The organism is sulfur-oxidizing endosymbiont of Gigantopelta aegis, from assembly GCF_016097415.1.
In the GTDB taxonomy this organism is placed as follows: Bacteria; Pseudomonadota; Gammaproteobacteria; order GRL18; family GRL18; genus GRL18.
In genome coordinates this window covers 711,167-727,783 of sequence record NZ_JAEHGE010000001.1, presented here as the reverse complement: position 1 = coordinate 727,783, position 16,617 = coordinate 711,167, and the positions used below count along the sequence as shown (strand labels likewise).

Sequence of the window (16,617 nt, the reverse complement as noted above, 5' to 3'; positions counted from 1 at the left end):
TTTTATTATGGATTTATTCTTCTGTAAGCTTGGCTATGGTGTTCTGTGATAATAACTTCAGCTTATTTCATGAGCATTTTAGATGTAGGCAACCTTATATTGCATCAATTGGATTTCTTGCCAGTTTTATAGCTTTTTTAAAGGCTGGTCACATAATATTTAAAGCAAAAAGTAATTAAGAACAGCCATCAAAAGGAAAATAGTGATCAAACAATATCCCAAGGTTTAACATCAATATTAATTAAATCTCTACTACCATGAATAACAGCAATAATCAGGATATGACCCGTATTTATTTGATAAATAATACGGTAACTATGGAAGATCAGTTCACGAATATCTGGGTCATACTCTGCCTCAGGTACTTCTCTTCCTATTCGAGGATGATCAGATAATTTCTCTGTAGCTGTCATCAATTTATCAATGAATTGATCGGCATAATAAGGCGCATCCTTAGCAATATAATCCTGTATATTGCTTAAGTCATCGAAAGCAATTTCCGACCATTCAATTCTCATTTATTCAATAATCTTTTTTTTACCTCTTCATGAGAAAGAGTCCGTCCTCCCTGAGCGGCTTGTAATCCTAACTCAATTTTTTGTTTCACATAAAGCTCATACATAATATCACTTAACGTGGCTTCATCGGGTAAATGATCAATCATTCGCTTCACTTCTTCCTTAGCTGTATTGGTTTGCATAGAGTGTGCTCCTTAGATGGCTGAATTGACTTTATTATTAATATTAGCCAATTGCTGAAATTGGCTTTTTAAAATAAAGGAATCTAATACGGCTTTAATGGTTGATTTATCCTGATCGGATAATTTATCAACGGCTTCAAGCTTGCGTAACAACTCACGATCAGCAATCTGTACTGGTGTTGTTTGTCCATGATGTTCAATGGCCAGATAATCTAATGAAACATTAAAGATCTCAGCAGCTCGTACTAATACGTCAATTGAAGGCACATGAATATCCCGTTCATAACCAGAGACTTGTTTCTGATGTACATTCAGTTTTTTAGAAAACTGAGCCTGTGACCATTTATGTTCTTGTCTTAGTCGCTTAAGGCGTTCACCTAAGGTCATATTAACTCCTTATTGATAGCAAATTCAGGTCGTATTGTTCATATCCTTCCACTAGTATATTCTAGGTTTTTACACTCTTCAAGCTGTTTTTGTTGATATAAGGTATCATATGTATTACTTTATATCCATAATATGTTCCCATTGCTTACACTATAAAAGGGTCAAAATGCCACGTTTACCTGAAGAATTAATTTCTAAAATAAAAAAGATATTGATCTGGTTCAGCTGATCCAGTCACAAGGCTATAAACTCAAAAAGAATGGCCAAGATTAGGACACTTTCAGGAGACCGCTGTCAGATAAATATCACATTCATCGAGATTAAAAGTACTATAATATAATACATTAAGGCTTATTCTAGGGGTAAAGAATGATTTTTTTAAAAAAAACAAAAAAATATTGCTTGTTTTCTACAATGTTGCTTAGTGCTTTTAGTTCCTTGCCAGTATCTGGGTGGATAGGTATGGAAACTAATCTCAAAATAGGAATAATTGATATAGCTTCTCAAGCGGTTTTATATCAAGATAATTTTGATCGTCAGCCAAATTGGAAGACGTCCTTTAAGTATGGAGAGTTGAAAAGAGAAAAAGATGTACCTATAGGGTGGGATTTTGGTCGAACAGGCGAAGCTTGGCATCCAGACTTTGGTGATGTGGGAAGTAAGCCTTCACTGATGATAAATGGTAACAATCCAGAGCAAATTTACGGTGGTAAAGGAAAATCGCTCATTAGTTACACTGAGTCATATGATAATGGGGCAACAAATGGTTTTGTATTAGGCGACAATTAACTTGTCCGGTCGGCGACAACTAGCTTGGCCGGTTTGATACACTCCAGACACATTAATCGAGAAGGATTTTTATGTCTGGAAAATCAATTACCCAAGAACAGGTCAAGTTATACATGTCACATCGAAAACAACCGAATCACACTCAAGCTTCATCAGCAGCCAAAGCAGGATTTTCAGAAAGATCAGCGCGACGCATTGATACAGGTAAGCACCCCGGCGGCACCACACAGCCCAGACAGTACAAAACTCGAAAAGATCCCTTAAATGGTGCTTTTGAACAACATTTAGTGCCCTTACTTGAGATTGAGCCCAAACTACAGCCCATTACCTTATTAGAAGCACTGGAAGAGCTAGAACCCGGTCAATTTGACAACACTCACCTAAGAACACTGCAACGCCGAGTCAAACGCTGGCGTGCTCAGGAAGGACCGGAGCAAGAAGTTATTTTTCAACAAAAACACATTGCCGGTGATATGGGTATTTCAGATTACACCTGGGCTAATGAGCTTAAAATCACGATTGACGGAGAAGAGTTTAAACACAAACTTTATCACTACCGATTGGTTTATAGTGGCTGGACTTATGTTCAAGTTGTCTTAGGTGGAGAGAGCTTTGAATCTCTTTCTTCAGGCTTACAAAATGCGCTATGGCAATCAGGCGGTGTCCCTGTAAGCCACCGAACCGATAGCCTAAGTGCTGCATTTAACAATCATTATGAACAAGAAAAGCTGACCGAGCGTTATGAAAAATTATGTCAATACTATGGTATAAAAGCCACTCGAAACAATAAAGGCATTGCCCATGAAAATGGAGCCATTGAATCCCCTAATGGTCATTTAAAACGCCGAATCGAACAAAAGCTACTCCTTCGTGGCAGTCGAGATTTTACCGCCTTATTGGATTATGAAGCCTTTATTGATGACATCGTTCGCCAAATAAACATACGCTGTAAAACACGATTTAATGAAGAAAAAGCACACTTAAAACCGCTTCCCAGCCGCCGCACCAATGGCTTTAGTGAGCTCTATGTTAAAGTCACCACAAGGAGTACCATTTCAGTTAAACGAGTCACTTATACCGTACCCTCCCGATTGATTGGTACCACGTTATTGATCCATATTTATGATCAACATTTAGATTGTTTCTATGGTCATGAATTGACCTTAAGTTTAAAGCGTATTTATGCACACCGCCATATCCGTTCGCGTTCAATCAATTATAAACATATCATTCACTCGTTAGCCAAAAAGCCCAATGCCTTTAAATCATCGGCTTACCGAGATGATATTGTCCCAGAAGGTGATTTCACCCTGATTTGGGAAAATCTCAAACAAACGGGCATTCATGATGATGATTGCCGTTATATGGTGAGCTTGCTGTCCATTGCCGATGCCTATGATTGTGAAGCAGCGCTGGGTCGTTTTGTCTTAGCCTCGTTAGAAGCCGGCAGTCGAGTTTCCATCAAAGCGTGCCGTGACTTTTTTGCGCCCATGTCGGTTGATAGACCTCAGTACACCAGTCAGCAACATGACTTATCGACCTACAATGTATTACTGGGGAATTAATATGGCCAATGCACAAAGTTTACCGTTTTTACTCAAAGAATTACGTTTAACGACCATGGTCAAACAATGGCAGCAGGTTTCACAAAAAGCCATTGAATTAGATTGGGAGCCTGAATTATTTTTAGCCCATTTATGTGAATTAGAAACCAGTTACCGGCATGACAATAAATTAAAGCGCTTATTAAGAGAAAGCAAACTACCCATTGGTAAACAGTTATCACAGTATGACTTTAATGAAATAACCGGTGTGACAGCCCAACAGCTCAAACAAAAAATTACTCAGTTAGACTGGCTCAGGCAAGGACATAATCTGCTTTTATTTGGTGCCAGTGGTCTGGGGAAAACGCATTTAGCCGCCGCTATTGGTTACGCACTCATCGAGCAATCAGTGCGGGTTAAATTCATGAGCAGCACTTCATTGGTGCAAATGCTTCAAAAGGCAAAAGAAGCGTTATCTCTGGAATTTGAACTGAAAAAGCTGGATAAATATGAGTTACTTATTCTTGATGATATTGGCTATGTCAAAAAACCAATAGTGAAAGCCAGGTACTATTTGAATTAATTGCGCACCGATATGAACGCAATAGCTTGCTCATTACCTCAAACCAGGCTTTCAGTGAATGGGATAGTATCTTCACTGACAATATGATGACAGTGGCTGCTGCCATTGACCGACTCATTCATCATGCGTCTATTTATCAAATTGAAGGCGACAGTTATCGTAGAAAACAAGCGATGAAAGGCTTAGATTAAGTAACTTCTCAATAAGTCTGTGCAAAACTTGAAATAAAAACAAAAAAGTCTTGACAGCATTTTAGAGGACAAAAATTGCATTTTCACTGCCCCATGTAATTTATCCCTATAAATGATCCTGTCGATCTGTCTCAGATCGAAATAGAATATTTTTGAATATTATCTTAACTGAGAGGGAGTTTGATCAACACAGGGCAAACTAAAGAGCCTTAAAAAGCCATGATACAATTGTTTTATTGAAAACAACCTGTATTGATTATAGTGAAAAAATTACCTCCAATTCCAGAGATACCTGAAGAAGAAAAGACACCGGTAGTCCGATTACTCCTTGCTTTCATGGAGCAACAACAGGAAATCATTCAAAACCAACAGGTTGAAATCGATGCCCTTAAAACAGAAGTTGCTAAGCTTAAAAAGCTGCCTCCAAAGCCTAAAATAAGAGCCAGTAAATTGCCAAAGGATGATGACAATGATAATCCGACAGGTCATTCAGGAAGCAAGAAAAACAACTCAGGAAATGGGACTAGTAAAAGTCGTAAACGAAAGAAGAAATTGGCTATTCATAAAACCACCGTTATCAAACCAGATAACCTGCCAGAACATTCACGTTTTTTAGGGTATCAGGATTATTTTGTTCAGGAGCTGCTGATTAAGCCTTTCAATACTCGTTATCGATTGGCTCGCTATAAAACACCCGATGGTGATACCTGTATAGGAAAATTGAGCTTTGATACACATATAGGACATTTTGGCCATACATTACAGAGTTATATCGTTTATCAATATTATCACCAGAGAGTGACTCAGCCATTGATAATACAACAATTAACAGAATTAGGTTTCGCGGATTCAACTCTGAAGTGCAACGCAGGAAATTCCAGTTCTTGCAAATGATTTTTTCATTGCCTGGAATGGTGTTTGAAAGCCGAGTGCCTTTCTAGGTCTATTATTAAGTTTTTCCATCATGTTGTAAACCTCTTTATCAGTCACTTCTTTAAAGTCTGTATCTTTAGGAAAATATTGTCTAATCAGTCCATTAGTATTTTCATTTAACCCTCGCTCCCATGAAGAATAAGGGTGGGCAAAATAAAATGCTGTATCAAGAGCTTTGCTTACCTGCTCATGATAAGCAAACTCTTTGCCATTGTCTGCGGTAATACTATGAAGCCTGTCTTTAAAGGGTTTAAGCAATTGTATTGTTGCTTGTGTCACCCAATCAGCCTGTTTGCCATTCACTCTTGCTACTAATGTGTAAAGCGTTTTTCTTTCTACAATCGTGACCAGAGCACCACTGTGTCCTTTACCGATCACTGTATCAATTTCCCAGTCACCAACACGACGTTTATCATCAACAATCTTAGGACGGTCATCAATGGAAATTCGATTAATTATTTGTCCGACTGCTTTTACCGTTACTACCACGCTTTTGGTATTTCTTTCCCTGACGCCTTAAATACTGATGTAAATCACCACCTTGCTTCTTATCATCCCATATGTGTTGATAAATACGTTCATGGCTAAGAAGTAGCATTTTGTCATTCAGTAACCAACCTGATATCTGTTCAGGACTCCACTGGTGCTGTGAAAGCTTTTCATCAATAAGGGCAATCATGTCATCCGTCATTTTAATTGCTTTAGAAGCATTGTAGCGACGCTTAACGGCTTTTTCTTGAGCTTGCTTAAATCGATAGCCACGTAAACCAGCGTTGCGTTTAATTTCACGGCATATAGTAGATTTACTCACCTCAATCGCCTGAGCAATTTTAGACTGGGAAATGCCATTTTTAATCTCAGTCGAAATGTAGTATCTTTGTTCTTGTGTCAATTGCTTGTAAGTTCTCATAAGTCACTTTACTCTTGCAGGAGAAAATGGCCGATTTTACAAGCAATTGGCCATTTTTTCGAGCAAATCATTGCTGTACTTATGATTTTTTTAGTAGCGCCGTCAGGCGCGTCGCTGTCTCATGAAATTCCCGGGGTGGCCATCGCTACGCTCGGCCACCCCGGGAATTTCATGAGCCAGCGATAAACCAGCAAATATCACAAATACAACCAAATAGTGTTGCACTTATGAGTTGAATCTAAGTTTTGATATTTCAACGGGTCAGATCAATGAGATTTTAATCCATGACAAAGACCATTTTCATACTGAAAAAAATACATTGCTAACTGCCGGTATCAACAATAGTACTTATATCTATGTTGATGATACGGGTAGTCGTCATGATGGAAAGAATGGTTATTGTACTCACGTTGGCAATGAAACCTTTGCCTGGTTTTCAAGTACTCGATATAAGAGCCGGATTAATTTTCTACAATTGTTACGAGGTGCTGCTGTTGATTATACGCTCAACGATGCAGCACTTGATTATATGAGAGCAGAAAAATTACCTCACAAGCCATTGAGCGTTATTGAACAAAGTCATCAGACTTGCTTTGATAATGAAGAAGCCTGGAAATACTATCTGCAGAACAATAGTATCATAACACAACGGCATGTTCGCATTGCCACAGAAGGCGCTTTACTGGGGGCATTAATTAACAGTGGCTTTCCAAGTGATTTGGTGATTGTGAGTGATGATGCAGGACAATTTGATATTTTGTTGCACGCATTATGTTGGATACATGCAGACAGAGTGTTTCAGCGGATACTACCACTCAATGAGCGACATGATAAAGAACTGAACTGGGTACATACTCAGATTTGGGAACTATTTTATGATCTCAAACAATATAAACTTGAGCCAGATGATCCGTTGAAGTCAGCGATTGCTGAACATTTTGATGAATTGTGCCGGACTAAAACAAGCTTTGAAACGTTGAATCAGGCACTGAAACGATTGGCAAGAAATAAAACAGAATTACTGCTGGTATTGGAACGGCCTGATATTCCTCTTCATAATAATTTGAGTGAAAATGATATTCGAGAATATGTTATTAAGCGTAAAATTAGTGGTAGTACACGCTCAAAGGATGGGCAACTTTGCAGAGATACCTTTGTCAGTTTAAAGAAAACTTGTTTGAAACAAGGAATTTCATTCTGGGATTTTATTAATGACCGGATCAGCAAGAGAAATTTGATCCCATATCTGCCTGAGTTGCTGAAAGGTAAAGTTTGTGCTGTTTAAATGCACAGACTTATTGAGAAGTTACCATGAAGTCATTCAACCAATTGAAAAACAAGAGTTTGATCTCTTGTTTCTCAAAATGCAAGCTTTTTATTCGATTTTTTTAATTTTGCTAAAGTTACTGCGAAAAGTTTTTTTATTTCTGCTTGGTAAGCACCACTACAACTCAATTTTTCATCTCAGCGAGAATTGCTGGTTAAAGAACGAATAATTACTAATAAATGACTTATTCCCTTACAGTCAGAAATGAAGCTGAATTTGATATTTCAGAAACATTTAATTTTTATGAAAACCATAGGCTTGGTTTGGGGCATGATTTCATTCTTTGCGTTGACGCGGTGGTTTAGGTCACCCATCATTTAATCTCAAAAGATGGGTGGCCAAAACCATCGCCATGATGACCCAAGGCAGTAGCTAAATGTGTTTACCCTGAAACCCTAAGCTCAAATCAAGCACAAAAGCCAAATTGACAATAGTACCATTTTACGGTACTATTTTATAATGAAGCGTAAACATCAAAAAACACTTGAATTGATCTTCTCACATCCAGTAAGTGCAAATATTAAATGGCGTGATATCGAGTCATTATTAACGGTTCTTGGCGCCGAGTTGATTGAAAGAGAAGGCTCTCGTGTTGAATTTTTTTGTTTGGTGAAGTCCGTGTATTCCATCGACCTCACCCCCGCCCTGATACAGATAAGGGAGCGGTTGCAAGTATTCGACAATGGTTTAGAAATAACGAGGTAACACCATGATGAATTTAATGGAAATTAATGGCTATAGAGCAGCCATTAAATACGATCCAGAAATTGAGATGTTTCGAGGTGAATTTATTAGCTTAAATGGCGGCGCAGATTTTTATGCTAGCAACATTGAAGATTTAAAAAAAGAAGGTTTAATTTCACTTAATGTTTTTCTTAAAGCATGTAAAGAACGAAATATTGAACCAAGAAAAGAGTATTCAGGAAAATTCAATGTCCGAGTCCCAACAAAATTACATGCAGACATAGCAACTAAAGCAAGTGCTGAAGGAAAAAGCTTAAATCAATGGGTGGTTGATACTTTAGATAACGCAACACATGTATAAAACATGATATTGGTATTTATCAATATTTATTGCCACCCAGTGCGCCGAGCTATTTTGGTTTAGGCCACCCATCTTTTGATATTAAATGATGGGTGGCCTAAACCACTAAGATAGCGTGAGTTATTCACTATCCAGGATAAGTTGGCCTTACGTTGTTTTGGCTGCCAGCCAATCCAGCGATCACGTGGCGCTAAAGCGCGTGATGCACCATACAACATAATGCAGCCAAGGTATTGACCATTGGCACGAATAAAATAACGGATGGCATAATCAAAGGGGTGTTTATATCCAAGGGGGTGATATCGTTCAATATACTCATTCCAAAGATGTCGTTCTTTATCATTTGTTACGGGTTCAACCGAAACAGGGCTGATTACTTTGAGAGTCACCTCTAAAATATCAGGTGTATCTGTCAGTGAGGTATTTGTGGGTGATGAACGCTTCACTGCACCTTGAGAACGCTTTTGTGGTAATTGAATCAGTCCTTGTTCTTCCATTTGGATAATCAATTCTTTGCAGGCACGTCGTTTGGGAAAACCGGAAGCAGTAAGCCAATTTAGGTTTTCACCGATCGTTTCAAGCAATTCTGATTGAGGTAGGGTTGGAAACATTCTGAAGGTTTGTTGGATGAGTTGAACATCCTTGTGATCAAATTCTCGACCACTTTGCCTAAAAATTAATTCTTCTGAGATAGAAATAAGTTATCCAATAGACAGTTATTCAGACTAAGTCTATCAACAAAATTTTGCTGGGTATAGCATTTTTTGCGAAAGGTTTTTTTCAAGATGCTTTGTAAGCTATACTGTGGCTAGTGTTATCAGATGTGCTTCAGCACTGATCCCATGAGCATTTGTTTCAGCTTATTATTTGTATTACACTGGGTTTAGATCATGGGTGGCCAAGACTGGCCAAGACTGGCTCACTTTGATTCACTTATAAAACGGACATCCGGAACTAAATAAGGTAGATCCTGGGGTGCCAGATCAAACAAGCCCGCCCTGGAGGACTGTGTAAACATCAGAAAAAGTACCATCACTATTGATATTGCTTTCATTTTTCTAACCCGCACAACAGGAAAGTTGCTTAACATCTTTATTGAATGTTTGTGCCGTTAATTTCAGTCCTTCCACCATCGTCAGATAAGGGAACAACTGATCAGCCAGATCATTAATAGTCATGCTATTGCGTATTGCCAGTGCTGCCGTCTGAATGATTTCACCACCTTCATTGGCTAAAACCTGACACCCAACAATACGACCACTGTCTTTTTCTGCCACCAGTTTAATAAAACCACGCGTGTCCATATTCGCCAGTGCACGCGGCACGTTTTCCAGATCCAGCGTGCGACTTTCGACTATCAGTCCCTGAGCACTAGCCTGTTGTTCGGTTAAACCCACGGTACCGACTTGCGGCTCGGTAAACACCACGGCAGGCATCACCGTCAGATCAATAGCAACATCGTCACCGGTCATGTTTCGTGCGGCACGAGTACCAGCCGCCGCCGCGACATAAACAAACTGTGGTTGACTGGTACAATCACCTGCGGCGTATATGTTTTCTATATTCGTGCGCATATGATCGTCAATCACAATACCACCACGTTTATCCGTTTTGACCCCAATCTTATCCAGATCCAGTGCCGCAGTGTTCGGCGCACGACCGGTGGCGACCAGCAATTGCTCACCCCGGACTTCACCCTGATTGGTTTGCACAATAAATTGCTGACCATCATGATTGACCGTATCCGGTGAAGTATTTAACATCACCTTGATCCCTTCATCTTCAAATGCAGACGCTAAGCCTGCACCAATGGCCGGATCTTCTTTTGATAAAAATGTCGAACGGGCCAGTACCGTCACTTCAGCGCCCAGATGGCGAAATGCCTGAGCCAGTTCCAGGGCCACAACCGAGGCACCGAGAACGATCAAATGTTCCGGCACAGTTTCCGAGACCAAGGCCTCGGTGGATGTCCAAAAAGGTGTATCCTGCAAGCCGGGAATATTGGGTATTGAAGCACTGGCGCCAACGGCTAATAAAATACGATCAGCTTGTACTTCTTTCTCTGTACCATCCGCTTTTGTGACAATTAATGTCCTTGCATCCTTGAAACGCGCCATACCCCACAGCAGATTAATTCCAGGATTACTTTCCAGAATACTTTCGTATTTGGCATAACGTAGTTTTTCCACCCATTCCTGTTGCTGTGCCATCATTGCCTTACGATCAATCTTTGGTGTATTGAGTGGCAAACCTCCAATTGAATGATGCCCTTGAAGATGGGCTATGTATGCGCCACGGATAAAAATCTTCGACGGCACACAGCCAACATTGACACAGGTGCCACCAATCACTTCCGCACCTTCAATGATGGTCACCTGTGCCCCTTGCTCCACGGCTTTAATCGACGCAGCAAAAGCACCGGAGCCAGTACCGACAATGGCAATATGCAAATCACTGTCCCCGTCACTACTTGTGGCAGTGTTATTATTCAATAAAGTGGCGCCATAACCGGTGGCTTCAATTGTTCTAAGCAACTGCTCGTTATTGACCACACCTTGTGTCTCGACACTGGCCAGCCCTTCATCATAGGAGACCGAAGCGGTGATACCTTCGAGGGCATTTAATGCACTTTGTGCACTTTGAGCACAGTGGTCACAGGTCATGCCGGTGATTTGTATATTAACTGTCTTCATATAAAGAATCCTTGTGAATGGTCTTGACTTACTTTAGTTATAGTTCATTTTGCTTATTGCCTGGATTATTATTTACAGTTTGGTTACAGTCACATTTTTTATTGAATTGACCTGCAAACCATTTTGCAACCGTAATAACAGCCATAATCACCAGGAACCAGAACACCAGCATGAAAACCATGCCGAAACCATCCATAAAGGGCCATACTGAATTCATCATTTTTATCTTCCTCTGTTAATATTTAAAATAGTCAATCGTTGATAAATAATTTATCGTAACTGGTTGTTATTCACTATTTCAGTGTCGATGGATAACCCGCATTTGCTGTTGCCTCGGTTAATAGCTCAACATTTGTTTCAAATGGATCGAAGGTGACGGTCACAGTTTTGGTTTCGAAGCTCGCTTTTGCTTCTATAACACCAGGCGTTTTTTCCAGTGCCTTACGAATGGTGATCGGGCAGACATTACAGGTCATACCCGGAACATCCAAAATGATGGTTTTGTTTTCACTCGCTTGAGCTATGGACATAAAAGCGGCACTCATTAGCGCAATACTCATCAGAAAAGAAAAAAATAGTGTACGTGTCATATGGTTAATCCTACAATTAAATAGTTAATTAGCAATACTGCTCTTTATTCAAACAATGCAATGCCGTAGTACGGAAATGTCAACAAGGCAATCAGTAATACGGTCACTGCCCAGAAAATAATCTTTTGGTTGCGTAAGGTGCTGGGTACAGCGCAGGCATCTCCAGGGGCACACTGTCTCGGAGCCAAATAAAGCTTGTGAAACGCCAGGAACAGAAATGCCAGGGTTATACCGATAAAGATGGGTCGATAAGGTTCCAGTGCCGCTAGCGAGCTGATCCAGGTTCCCCCTATCCCTAAGGCAAGCAATACCAACGGGCCAACACAGCACAGGGATGCCCCGATAGCCATAATCACTGCTGCGATCATGGAACTAATGTTACTCTTCGTCGTTATGGATGCAGCCTTTGACATAGTTTTATCTCCTGTTATCTTGAATATGTAGCAAGTTTAAACTCTGTACCTAAGTACAGAGTCAAGCTTTTTTTAATAATTTTTATAAATGAATGTCCTGAGAGATTATGAATAAGTTTTTTAAGTGCAGAGAATTGGCAACAAATGGTGGTGTTAATGTAAATTATTTTATTTGTATTCTTCAGTTTGTTTTGAATGGTGATATTGCTGTTTGTAATGAAATATAGCTTTCAGTAATTATCAAATATAAATAACAATCAGTAACCTGTATTTAGGTTATAGATGTAAAGCAAAATCAAGGGGTCAAAAAATCAAGGGGTCAAAAATCAAGGGGTCAGATTCATTGATTTCCACTGAGCCAGCTTATCAGTCAGATAGATGAGCAGAACAGAGAAACACGACTGGCATATGACCCCTATGGTCAGTTAATTCAAATTGACTGACCATCCGTTATGTTTATGATATGGCATCGGGTCGTTTACAAGGTGTTGCCCGAATAAATGGGGTCAGAGACGAATTGTTTTTCAAAAATCAAGGGGAAAAATCAAGGGGTCAGATTCATTGATTTCCACTGAGCCAGCTTATCAGTCAGATAGATGAGCAGAACAGAGAAACACGACTGGCATATGACCCCTATGGTCAGTTAATTCAAATTGACTGACCATCCGTTATGTTTATGATATGGCATCGGGTCGTTTACAAGGTGTTGCCCGAATAAATGGGGTCAGAGACGAATTGTTTTTAATGTAGGTTTTAGCTTAATCTCGCAAGATCTCATCAGCCTGTAAATCCTGTCGTTTATGGATCACGGCTAGCACTTCAATATAACTGGTTTTGATCTCATAAATAATTCGATAAGAATAAAGCGATAGCTCACGAACGACATCTTCATTCAATTCTGACACCTTATATCCTTTATGAGGTAAAGCATCTAGACCGATGGTTTTTTTAACCAGGGCTTCAGTCACTCGCTTGGCATAAAAGGGAGAGTCCTGGCTGATATATTCATAAATACTGTGAAGCTGAGCTTTGGCGTGGTCAGTCCACTTTACCACGACTGAATATCCTTAAGCACTTCTTTAGCGGATTGAGTTTTACCCTGTGCCGCATCTTCCTGCCCTTTGCGTATATTCTCCAACACATAAAGCCGATACATAATTTCTTCTATATCTGTGTTGTCCGGCAGACGCTGGATCACATCGAGAGCTTCTTGCTTTGCGCTATGAGATTGCATGATCAAATTCCTTAAAAAATTAATAACTATTCTGTTTCAGATCTACATCGAGCACTGTTGTTGCTTCAGTACCGTATCCAACATCTCCATAACAAACTTCTGCTTTGCCCTTGGCAATAACGCCACTTGTTCAATTTGGCGTTGTAGCACCGAGGCAGGCCCACGTTTAGCATTACTTTCTTTGATCCCTATAAGTTCATCCACAGGCACAGAAAACAATTTAGCTAAAACAGGCAAGAGAGAAGCTGGAAGCTTCCGTCTGCCTGCTTCATAAGCAGCAATTACCTGTTGTGATACACCTAACATACTCGCCAGTTGTACCTGAGTGATATTAATCGCTTTGCGATAGTCGGCCATTCGTCGGCCAAGTACCTGAAAAAATTCTTTGTCATCGTTTGTCATGAGTTTATCCAGCAAGCTGTAACTGATAGAGTCCATAGTATACCCCCTGTTTGGGATGACGTTGTTATTGATTCTGACAATACTACGAAACGTAGTATTGTGCAACCAAGTTATTTTTTTGTAGTAAGTCTTGACAACGTTTTGGAGTTAAACCTTATGCCACGATTACCTGAAGAATTAATTAGCCAAATAAAACAGACTATCGATCTGGTTTGTCAGGGGTCTCCTGAAAGTGTCCTAATCTTGGCCATTTGAAAATGTCATTTCTTCTTCTGCTTTTTCTTCCCAATTTTTAAAAAAATCTTTTGTTCTACTTGGATTTTCTTCTGTCTTCTTCCGTTCTTTTCTTTTGCTGTACTTTTTCTTGCTTTTCCTCAACTATCTCAGGTAGAGGAAATACTCAATGCCACGTTCAGGAACTTGCAAGTGCTTGCACTGCCACACTTTTTTCAAACCCAACCCCCGCTCTAAAGGTCGTCAGAAATTCTGCTCAGCACCTGAGTGTCGACAAGCCAGTAAGGCCGCCAGTCAAAAAAAATGGCTGCAAAAACCTCAAAATAAAAACTACTTCTGTGGCACTGTCAATGTCCAGCGTGTTCAGCAATGGCGTTCCCAAAATCCAAAATACTGGAAAATTGTACAACAATCATTGGATAACCCATTACCGTTACAAGATACCTTAATCACGCAAGCGATTGATATAAAAAAGAGAAAACAGACGATCTTAACGCCAATGCGTTACAAGAGATCTTAAAGTCCCAACCCACTGTTTTAATAGGATTAATTGCACATCTTATCGGTAGTACGTTACAAGATGACATAGTCGAGAGTGGTCTGAAACTGCGAGAATTAGGCGAGGATCTTTTACTCAACACTCACCTAAAACATGGAGAAAACAATGACCGAGCATCCTATGCCCAATCCAGGGCAATTACGTCAAATCCCCTCTCAGTTCAGTTGGATCGATCACCGCCTGGTTCGTGATGGCCACTTTGAGTCTTGCTCTTGTGAATCAATGGCATTTTATTTATTTTTACTTACCGTTGCCGATCAAAATGGGCTGAGTTATTACTCACAACCGAGCTTAATGAAACAGTTGAATATAGGGACATTAAAGTTCACTCAGGCACGAACAGAACTCATTCAGGCCAAACTAATCACTTATAAACATCCTTTGTATCAAGTCCTATCTTTATCCCCATCAGCCAAATCTGACCCCGTTAGACAAACCTCATCTTCACCTGTCCACATAAAACAAATACTCAAACAATTAAATGCTGGAGGCCATCATGATTGATTATGAAGCCTGGTGCCGTATGAAACAGTATCAACAGGATAAGCTGAACGTAGGTCAGATTGCACAAAAGATGGATTCAGATCACCGCACAGTAGAGAGCTGGCTACAGGAAAAACATTATCGACCACGGAAACCGGCAGCACAAAACAGCAAACTCGATCCCTATAAGGATGATATTGTCAGTTTGCTGGAAAAGCATGCTTATACGGCGACTCAGCTCTTTCAACGAGTACAGGAGGAGGGTTATGACGGGAGCTACTCTGTGGTCAAACGTTATGTTCATCAGGTTCGACCCAAACGAAAGCCCGCTTTTTTAACCTTAGCCTTTGCACCAGGTGAAGCTGCTCAGGTTGACTGGGGCCTGTACAAAACCATTCAAGTGGGTGAAACCACTCGCAAGCTGAACTTCTTTGTGATGGTGTTATGCCATTCCAGAATGATGTACGTAGAATTCACTTTATCACAAAGCATGGAACACTTTCTGGCCTGTCATCAACATGCTTTTGAGTTCTTTGGTGCCGTGCCGGAAAAAGTCATGATTGATAATTGAAAGACGGGCGTTCTCTCTCGCCCTGCAGGAGAAGATATTGTTTTTAACCCTAAATACTTAGACTTTGCACATCATTATGGTTTTAGAATTAAAGCCTGTGGCGTTCGTAAGGGCAATGAAAAAGGTCGGGTTGAAAACGGGGTGGGTTATGTCAAAAAAACTTCCTCAATGGCCTGGAGTTGACTCAGTTTGAGATCTTGAATCCAGCCATTAAAATCTGGATGGCTGACATTGCTAATGTGCGCATCCATGGCGAAACCCGAAAAAGCCAGTGGATTGTTTGCCTGAAGATGTGCAGGCCATGCGCTCTTTGCCCATTAACCGATATGACATTGCACGGATTGAAACCGTCCGCTCGACCAAACTGTTTCGCATCAGTCTGGATTCTAACCGCTATTCAGTGCCCGCAGAATATGCCAGCCAGTCACTGACCTTAAAAATCTATCCCGAGCGACTTTGTGTTTATGATCAGGAAAAACTCATTGCCCGACACATTCGCAGCTTTGAGCGCCATCGTGATTTTGAAGATCCGGACCATCCCAAAGAATTGCTAGCCCAGCGCAGACGTTCAGAAGATCAAAAACTGTTTCAACGTTTTATTGCACTGTCACCTCGTGCCAGTGATTACTATCAAAAGCTGGCTCAGAAGCGTTTAAACCCTAAAGTTCATGTGCGAAAGATTGTTGGCCTCAGTGAAATCTATGGCATTGAAGCCACTGAACGAGCCATGCTGGATGCCTTTGTCTTTGAAGCCTTCAGTAGTGAGTATGTGGCCAATTTATTGGAACAGCGACTCAACAAATTACCCGAAGCAGGTGCTTTGCATTTAACCCGCAGTGAAGACTTACTCGACATTACGTTAGAAAAACCCGACATCAATATTTATCAACCTAAAGAAATCAAAGGAACAACTTATGACTCAACCATCCAGTTTGAAACAAAACAATCAAACAAAGAAGAAAAGTGAAGCCATTCAAATGATGCTTGATATGCCCACACTGAAAAGAAGTCGAAAGACTACTTGAACAG

At 40.3% G+C, this 16,617-nt stretch carries 22 protein-coding genes and 2 pseudogenes; 12 read left to right on the top strand and 12 right to left on the bottom strand.

The features are described from left to right. Nucleotides 1-206: 206 nt before the first annotated feature. From JEU79_RS03655 to JEU79_RS03645, 3 genes are read right to left on the bottom strand one after another with little or no spacing between them, the layout of a single operon-like run. Nucleotides 207-518: a type II toxin-antitoxin system RelE/ParE family toxin gene (locus JEU79_RS03655; RefSeq protein ID WP_198263005.1), complete on the bottom strand. Its 312-nt coding sequence runs from the start codon at nt 516-518 to the stop codon at nt 207-209. Next, entirely contained in the window at nt 515-700 is a 186-nt protein-coding gene (locus tag JEU79_RS03650; protein ID WP_198263004.1) for a hypothetical protein, read from the bottom strand. The genes JEU79_RS03655 and JEU79_RS03650 overlap by 4 nt, the downstream gene beginning before the upstream one ends. A gap of 12 nt (nt 701-712) precedes the next feature. After that, entirely contained in the window at nt 713-1,087 is a 375-nt protein-coding gene (locus JEU79_RS03645; protein ID WP_198263003.1) for a helix-turn-helix domain-containing protein, read from the bottom strand. Nucleotides 1,088-1,456: 369 nt separating this feature from the next. On the opposite strand from JEU79_RS03645, the gene JEU79_RS03640 reads away from it, so the two are divergent. The 5 genes from JEU79_RS03640 (at nt 1,457) to JEU79_RS03625 (ending at nt 5,088) form a co-directional block, all read left to right on the top strand. Continuing rightward, on the top strand, nt 1,457-1,876 hold the full coding sequence (locus JEU79_RS03640) for a hypothetical protein (protein WP_198263002.1): 420 nt from the start codon (nt 1,457-1,459) through the stop codon (nt 1,874-1,876). Nucleotides 1,877-1,947: 71 nt separating this feature from the next. Next, nucleotides 1,948-3,441: an IS21 family transposase gene (istA, locus tag JEU79_RS03635; RefSeq protein WP_198263001.1), complete on the top strand. Its 1,494-nt coding sequence runs from the start codon at nt 1,948-1,950 to the stop codon at nt 3,439-3,441. 1 nt (nt 3,442) lies between these two features. Then, complete coding sequence (locus tag JEU79_RS03630) at nt 3,443-4,003, top strand: ATP-binding protein (protein ID WP_281400825.1); 561 nt, start codon at nt 3,443-3,445, stop codon at nt 4,001-4,003. Between the two features lie 26 nt (nt 4,004-4,029). Beyond that, on the top strand, nt 4,030-4,194 hold the full coding sequence (locus tag JEU79_RS27300; RefSeq protein ID WP_281400824.1) for an ATP-binding protein: 165 nt from the start codon (nt 4,030-4,032) through the stop codon (nt 4,192-4,194). 261 nt (nt 4,195-4,455) lie between these two features. Further along, the gene (locus JEU79_RS03625) at nt 4,456-5,088 is read left to right on the top strand and encodes a hypothetical protein (protein WP_198263000.1); all 633 of its coding nucleotides are present in this window, start codon (nt 4,456-4,458) and stop codon (nt 5,086-5,088) included. Here the strand turns inward: JEU79_RS03625 and JEU79_RS28300 are convergent. Then, nucleotides 5,044-6,037: pseudogene (locus JEU79_RS28300) on the bottom strand (IS30 family transposase). The gene JEU79_RS03625 and the pseudogene JEU79_RS28300 sit on opposite strands and share 45 nt — an antisense overlap. Nucleotides 6,038-6,269: 232 nt before the next feature. Between JEU79_RS28300 and JEU79_RS03615 the strand changes: the two are divergent. The 3 genes and pseudogenes from JEU79_RS03615 (at nt 6,270) to JEU79_RS03605 (ending at nt 8,409) form a co-directional block, all read left to right on the top strand. Continuing rightward, the gene (locus tag JEU79_RS03615; protein WP_198262999.1) at nt 6,270-7,322 is read left to right on the top strand and encodes an IS66 family transposase; all 1,053 of its coding nucleotides are present in this window, start codon (nt 6,270-6,272) and stop codon (nt 7,320-7,322) included. Between the two features lie 501 nt (nt 7,323-7,823). Next, nucleotides 7,824-8,077: pseudogene (locus JEU79_RS03610) on the top strand (type II toxin-antitoxin system HicA family toxin). Next, nucleotides 8,074-8,409, top strand: coding sequence for a type II toxin-antitoxin system HicB family antitoxin (locus JEU79_RS03605; RefSeq protein ID WP_198262998.1), 336 nt, complete (start codon nt 8,074-8,076; stop codon nt 8,407-8,409). Before JEU79_RS03610 ends, JEU79_RS03605 begins: the two are co-directional and overlap by 4 nt. 59 nt (nt 8,410-8,468) lie before the next feature. On the opposite strand, the gene JEU79_RS03600 is transcribed toward JEU79_RS03605, so the two are convergent. From JEU79_RS03600 to JEU79_RS03555, 8 genes are all read right to left on the bottom strand, one after another. After that, entirely contained in the window at nt 8,469-9,020 is a 552-nt protein-coding gene (locus JEU79_RS03600; RefSeq protein WP_198262997.1) for a Druantia anti-phage system protein DruA, read from the bottom strand. Nucleotides 9,021-9,467: 447 nt separating this feature from the next. Further along, nucleotides 9,468-11,102 carry a mercury(II) reductase gene (gene merA, locus JEU79_RS03595; protein ID WP_198262996.1) on the bottom strand — a complete coding sequence of 545 codons (1,635 nt, stop codon included), beginning with the start codon at nt 11,100-11,102 and terminating at the stop codon, nt 9,468-9,470. 37 nt (nt 11,103-11,139) lie between these two features. Next, nucleotides 11,140-11,319 (bottom strand): hypothetical protein, encoded by a 180-nt coding sequence (locus JEU79_RS03590; RefSeq protein WP_198262995.1) that lies wholly within the window; start codon nt 11,317-11,319, stop codon nt 11,140-11,142. A 76-nt stretch (nt 11,320-11,395) separates the two neighbouring features. After that, complete coding sequence (merP, locus tag JEU79_RS03585; RefSeq protein ID WP_198265844.1) at nt 11,396-11,662, bottom strand: mercury resistance system periplasmic binding protein MerP; 267 nt, start codon at nt 11,660-11,662, stop codon at nt 11,396-11,398. Nucleotides 11,663-11,736: 74 nt separating this feature from the next. Then, nucleotides 11,737-12,105, bottom strand: a complete 369-nt coding sequence (locus JEU79_RS03580) for a mercuric transporter MerT family protein (RefSeq protein ID WP_198262994.1) — start codon at nt 12,103-12,105, stop codon at nt 11,737-11,739. A 758-nt stretch (nt 12,106-12,863) separates the two neighbouring features. Continuing rightward, nucleotides 12,864-13,160, bottom strand: coding sequence for a type II toxin-antitoxin system RelE/ParE family toxin (locus tag JEU79_RS03565; RefSeq protein ID WP_198262993.1), 297 nt, complete (start codon nt 13,158-13,160; stop codon nt 12,864-12,866). Then, entirely contained in the window at nt 13,154-13,339 is a 186-nt protein-coding gene (locus tag JEU79_RS03560; RefSeq protein WP_198262992.1) for a hypothetical protein, read from the bottom strand. Before JEU79_RS03560 ends, JEU79_RS03565 begins: the two co-directional genes overlap by 7 nt. Before the next feature lie 42 nt (nt 13,340-13,381). Then, the gene (locus JEU79_RS03555) at nt 13,382-13,741 is read right to left on the bottom strand and encodes a helix-turn-helix domain-containing protein (RefSeq protein WP_246539975.1); all 360 of its coding nucleotides are present in this window, start codon (nt 13,739-13,741) and stop codon (nt 13,382-13,384) included. A 403-nt stretch (nt 13,742-14,144) separates the two neighbouring features. On the opposite strand from JEU79_RS03555, the gene JEU79_RS03550 reads away from it, so the two are divergent. The 4 genes from JEU79_RS03550 to JEU79_RS27930 all read left to right on the top strand — a co-directional run bounded on the left by JEU79_RS03550 (nt 14,145) and on the right by JEU79_RS27930 (nt 16,555). Then, nucleotides 14,145-14,495, top strand: a complete 351-nt coding sequence (locus tag JEU79_RS03550) for a hypothetical protein (protein WP_198262990.1) — start codon at nt 14,145-14,147, stop codon at nt 14,493-14,495. 144 nt (nt 14,496-14,639) lie between these two features. Further along, the gene (locus tag JEU79_RS03545) at nt 14,640-15,038 is read left to right on the top strand and encodes a hypothetical protein (protein WP_198262753.1); all 399 of its coding nucleotides are present in this window, start codon (nt 14,640-14,642) and stop codon (nt 15,036-15,038) included. Next, a complete protein-coding gene (gene istA / locus JEU79_RS27935; protein WP_343074934.1) occupies nt 15,031-15,588 on the top strand; it encodes an IS21 family transposase in 558 nt (185 codons plus the stop codon). The genes JEU79_RS03545 and istA (JEU79_RS27935) overlap by 8 nt, the downstream gene beginning before the upstream one ends. Before the next feature lie 271 nt (nt 15,589-15,859). Then, nucleotides 15,860-16,555: a Mu transposase domain-containing protein gene (locus tag JEU79_RS27930; RefSeq protein ID WP_343074933.1), complete on the top strand. Its 696-nt coding sequence runs from the start codon at nt 15,860-15,862 to the stop codon at nt 16,553-16,555. Nucleotides 16,556-16,617 lie beyond the last annotated feature (62 nt).